The organism is Mesorhizobium sp. M4A.F.Ca.ET.022.05.2.1 (genome assembly GCF_003998845.1).
Taxonomy (GTDB): Bacteria; Pseudomonadota; Alphaproteobacteria; order Rhizobiales; family Rhizobiaceae; genus Mesorhizobium.
In genome coordinates this window covers 1-4,775 of sequence record NZ_RZOJ01000455.1, presented here as the reverse complement: position 1 = coordinate 4,775, position 4,775 = coordinate 1, and the positions used below count along the sequence as shown (strand labels likewise).

Genomic DNA, 4,775 nt, shown 5'->3' with positions numbered 1-4,775 from the left:
CGCCTTCTGGATGCGGCTTGCCTCATCTTCCAGCGACTGCACCGTCTGGATTCGCAGATTGATGCCCTCCGGCCTGTCTTCGGCCGAAACAGTGATCACCACCGAGCGGCCGGGCTCCAGCATATCGCGAAATTGCGCCAGGCCTTCGGAGAACAGCACCGCCTCGTACTGTCCGGTCGTGTCGGAGAACTGCACGACGCCCATCTTGTTGCCGGTGCGGGTCTTGCGCTCCTGCTTGGTGGTGACGGTGCCGGCGAGGCGACCGGCGGCAGCACCGCGCTTGACCGCGGCCGAGAACTCCGCCCAGTTCTGCACCCGCATCTTCTGCAGCGCCGCCTTGTACTCGTCGAGCGGGTGCGCCGAGAGATAGAAGCCGACCACCTGGAACTCGCGATGCAGCCGGTCAGCGGCCAGCCAAGGTTCGGTCGCCGGCAGGTTGAGCGCCTGCGACTGCGCGCCGAGCGAGGCGCCGAATATGTCGGCCTGGCCGGAGACGGCATTCTGCTGCGCCAGCGAGGCCAGCCCCATCATCCGCTCGACGCCGGCCATCATGGCAGCGCGGTCATGGCCGAAGCAGTCCAGCGCGCCGGCCATGATGAGGCTTTCGAAGACGCGCTTGCCGACGATCTTCGGATCGACCCTTTCGCAGAAATCGGCGAGGCTCTTGAACGGCTTTTCGCCGCGCATGGCGACGATATGCTCGACCGCCGCGTCGCCGACGCCTTTGAGCGCGGCCAGCGAATAGAAAATCTTGTTCTGGCCGACCTCGAAGGGGCGGAAGCTCGACATCACCGATGGCGCCACCACCTCGATGCCGAGGCGCAGCGCATCCTGGCGGAAATCGGCCAGTTTGTCGGTGTTGCCCATGTCGAGCGTCATCGACGCCGCGAGGAATTCCACCGGATAGTGCGCCTTGAGGTAGGCAGTCTGGTAGGAGACGACCGCGTAGGCCGCCGCGTGCGACTTGTTGAAGCCGTAGTCGGCGAACTTCGCCAAAAGATCGAAGATGAAGTCGGCCTGCGGCTTGCCGACGCCGCGCTCGACCGCGCCCGTGACGAAGCGCTCGCGCTGCTTGTCCATCTCGGCGCGGATCTTCTTGCCCATGGCGCGGCGCAGAAGGTCGGCTTCGCCGAGCGAATAGCCGGAAAGCTCCTGCGCGATCTGCATCACCTGTTCCTGGTAGACGATGACGCCCTGCGTCTCCTTCACCAGATGGTCGATCTTGGGATGGATCGAGGCCATCTCCTCCTCGCCATGCTTGCGGGCGTTGTAGGTCGGGATGTTCTCCATCGGGCCGGGGCGGTAGAGCGCCACCAGCGCGATGATGTCCTCGATGCAGTCCGGCCGCATGCCGATCAGCGCCTTGCGCATGCCGGCGCTTTCCACCTGGAACACGCCGACCACCTCGCCGCGCGACAGCATGGCGTAGGTATCGGGATCGTCGAGCGGGATCGTCGCCAGATCGATGTCGATGCCGCGACGGCGGATCAGCTTCACCGCTGTCTCCAGCACCGTCAGCGTCTTCAAGCCGAGGAAGTCGAACTTCACCAGCCCGGCCTGCTCGACATATTTCATGTTGAACTGGGTGACCGGCATGTCCGAGCGCGGATCGCGGTACATCGGCACCAGTTCCGACAAAGGCCTGTCGCCGATGACGATGCCGGCGGCATGCGTCGAGGCGTGACGATAGAGGCCTTCGAGCTTCTGCGCGGTATCGAGCAGCGTCTGGACGATCGGCTCCTTCTCCGCCTCTTCGGCGAAGCGCGGCTCGTTGGCGATGGCGTCCGCCAGCTTGACCGGATTGGCCGGATTCTGCGGCACCATCTTGGACAGCTTGTCGACCTGGCCATAAGGCATCTGCAGCACGCGGCCGACGTCGCGCAGCACGGCGCGCGCCTGCAGCGTACCGAAGGTGATGATCTGCCCGACCTGGTCGCGGCCGTATTTCTGCTGGACGTAGCGGATCACCTCCTCGCGACGATCCTGGCAGAAGTCGATGTCGAAGTCCGGCATCGAGACGCGATCGGGATTGAGGAAGCGCTCGAACAGCAGCGAAAAGCGCAGCGGGTCGATATCGGTGATGGTCGTCGAATAGGCGACCAGCGAACCGGCGCCCGAACCGCGTCCCGGCCCGACCGGAATGCCTTGCGACTTCGCCCATTTGATGAAGTCGGCAACGATCAGGAAGTAGCCCGGGAATTTCATCTTCTCGATGATGCCCAGCTCGAAATCGAGCCGCTCGCGATATTGCTCGACCGTATAGCCCGGCGTCGGTCCGTGCGCGGCCAGCCGCGCCTCCAGCCCCTCGCGCGCCTGGCGGGCGAGCTCGGCCGCCTCCGCCTTCTCCGCCGCGTCCTTATCGGCGATATCGCCGCCGGTGAAGCGCGGCAGGATCGGGCTGCGGTTCTTCGGATAGTAGGAACAGCGCAGCGCGATCTCGACCGTGTTGTCGATCGCTTCCGGCAGGTCGGAGAACAGCTTCGCCATCTCCGCCTGGCTGCGCAGGAAATTGTCCGGCGAGAGCCGCCGGCGATTGTCGGCGGCGACCACCGAACCCTCGGCGATGGCGACCAGCGCGTCATGCGCCTCATAGTCGTCGCGCCTGGAAAAGAACGCCTCGTTCGTGGCGACCAGCGGCAGATCGTGGCTGTAGGCAAGGTCGACCGTCGATTTCTCGATCATGCGGTCGTAGCCCTGGACCCGCTCCAGCTCGACGTAGAGCCGGTCGCCGAACATCGCCTTCAGCGTCAGCAGCCGCTGCTCGGCGAGGTCGCGACGGTCCTCCTTCAGGGCGCGGCCGATCGGGCCGCGCGGACCGCCGGTCAGGCAGATCAAGCCGTCGGATTGTCCCTCGAGCATCGCGCTGGTCAGGTGCACCGGCTCGCCGGGCGGCGTTTCCAGGTAGACCCGACTGATCAGCCTGACCAGATTGGCGTAGCCGGCCTCGGTGGCGGCGATCAGCACGATCGGGTGCATCTCCGGCCCCTGGCGGCGGCGGTCGCGCTGCGCATCGCCCGCTTCGCCGGAAAAGGCGAGATCGATCTGGCAGCCGATGATCGGCTGGATGCCGTCCTTCACCGCCTTCTGCGCGAACTCCAGCGCCCCGAACAGATTGTTGGTGTCGGTGACGGCGATCGCCGGGCACTCGTCCTTGACCGCATGGCCGACGATGGCGCCGAGTTGCAGGGCACCTTCGAGCAGCGAATAGGCCGAGTGCACGCGCAGATGGATGAACGGCCGCGCCGGCGTTTCCGGACGCGCGTCCTTTACCGCTGCTTCGCGCAGCAACGGGTCGCGTGGAAGTCGTTCATCCGCCATGGGGCTCGCGTCGCTCGAAGGGACTCAACAATCGGTGCAGATGTATTGTCCGGGAGCGCGGGATGCGAGTCCAGGGATCTCCTGTGCACAGGTCAGGCGAATTCCATGATCACCGCGTCGACGGCTAGACTGTCGCCGGGCTTGGCGTTGAGCTTGGACACGGTGAGGTCGCGTTCGGCGCGCAGCACGTTCTCCATCTTCATCGCCTCGACCACGGCCAGCGTCTCGCCGGCCTTGACCTCCTGGCCCTCGGCGACTGCGATCGACACGACCAGGCCCGGCATCGGGCAAAGCAGCATCTTCGACGTGTCCGGCGGCAGCTTTTCCGGCATCAGCCTTTCGAGTTCGGCGATACGCGGCAGCATGGCCTGGGCCGTCACCGACATGCCTTTCCAGGCGATGCGCAAGCCGTTCAGCGCCGGCCGGACCTGTGCCGCGACCGCGTTGCCGCCGACCGTGCCGCGCCAGATGAGATCGCCCGGCCGCCAGTCGGACGCTACCGTCAGCGGTTTGCCGCCATCGATCGACAGATCGACTTCCATCGGGATCGAGACCATGCCTTCGAGGATGGCGGCCGAAAGGTAGTCGGCGCCGATCTTGACCACCCAGTCCCGCTTGAGGATGCCCGAATGCGGCGCCAGCCGTCCGCTCAGCCGGTCGAGCCGGTCGCGGCGCAGCAGCTCCATCGCCGTGGCGACCGCCGCCAGCACCGCCTTTTCTTCGTCGTTCGGCGTGATCGGCGCGAATCCGTGCGGATATTCCTCGGCGATGAAGCCGGTCGACAGCCGCCCCTCGCGCCAGCGCGGATGCTGCATCAGCGCCGCCAGGAACGGAATGTTGTGCTCGATGCCGTCGACGACGAAACTGTCGAGCGCCTCCGACATGGCGTCGATCGCCTCGCGCCGCGTCGGCGCCCAGGTGCAAAGCTTGGCCACCATCGGATCGTAGAACATCGAGATCTCGGAGCCCTCGGTGACCCCGGTATCGTTGCGGATGACGATATCGCCGAACGTCCCCTCCTCCGGCGGCCGGTAGCGTGTCAGCCGGCCGATGGAAGGCAGGAAATTGCGGTACGGGTCTTCGGCATAGAGGCGGCTTTCCACCGCCCAGCCGTTGAGCTTCACATCGCCCTGTTTGATCGCGAGCTTCTCGCCGCCGGCGACACGGATCATCTGCTCGACCAGGTCGATGCCGGTGACGAGTTCGGTCACCGGGTGCTCGACCTGCAATCGCGTGTTCATTTCAAGGAAATAGAAGTTTTTCTCGCTGTCGACGATGAATTCCACCGTGCCGGCGCTCTGGTAGTCGACGGCCCTGGCCAGGGCCACTGCCTGCTCGCCCATCGCCTTGCGGGTTTTGGCGTCGAGGAACGGCGACGGCGCCTCCTCGACCACCTTCTGGTTGCGGCGCTGGATCGAGCATTCGCGTTCGCCGAGATAGAGCGCGTTGCCATGCGC

2 protein-coding genes are annotated in these 4,775 nt (G+C 65.5%); both read right to left on the bottom strand.

Annotation, left to right across the window (positions count from 1 at the left end):
- On the bottom strand, positions 1-3,318 hold a 3,318-nt coding region (dnaE, locus tag EN745_RS30335), incomplete at its 3' end, for a DNA polymerase III subunit alpha (protein WP_127422949.1).
- Positions 3,319-3,410: 92 nt separating this feature from the next.
- Positions 3,411-4,775, bottom strand: a 1,365-nt coding sequence (locus EN745_RS30330) for a biotin/lipoyl-containing protein (protein ID WP_127422948.1), incomplete at its 5' end; no start/stop codon positions are given.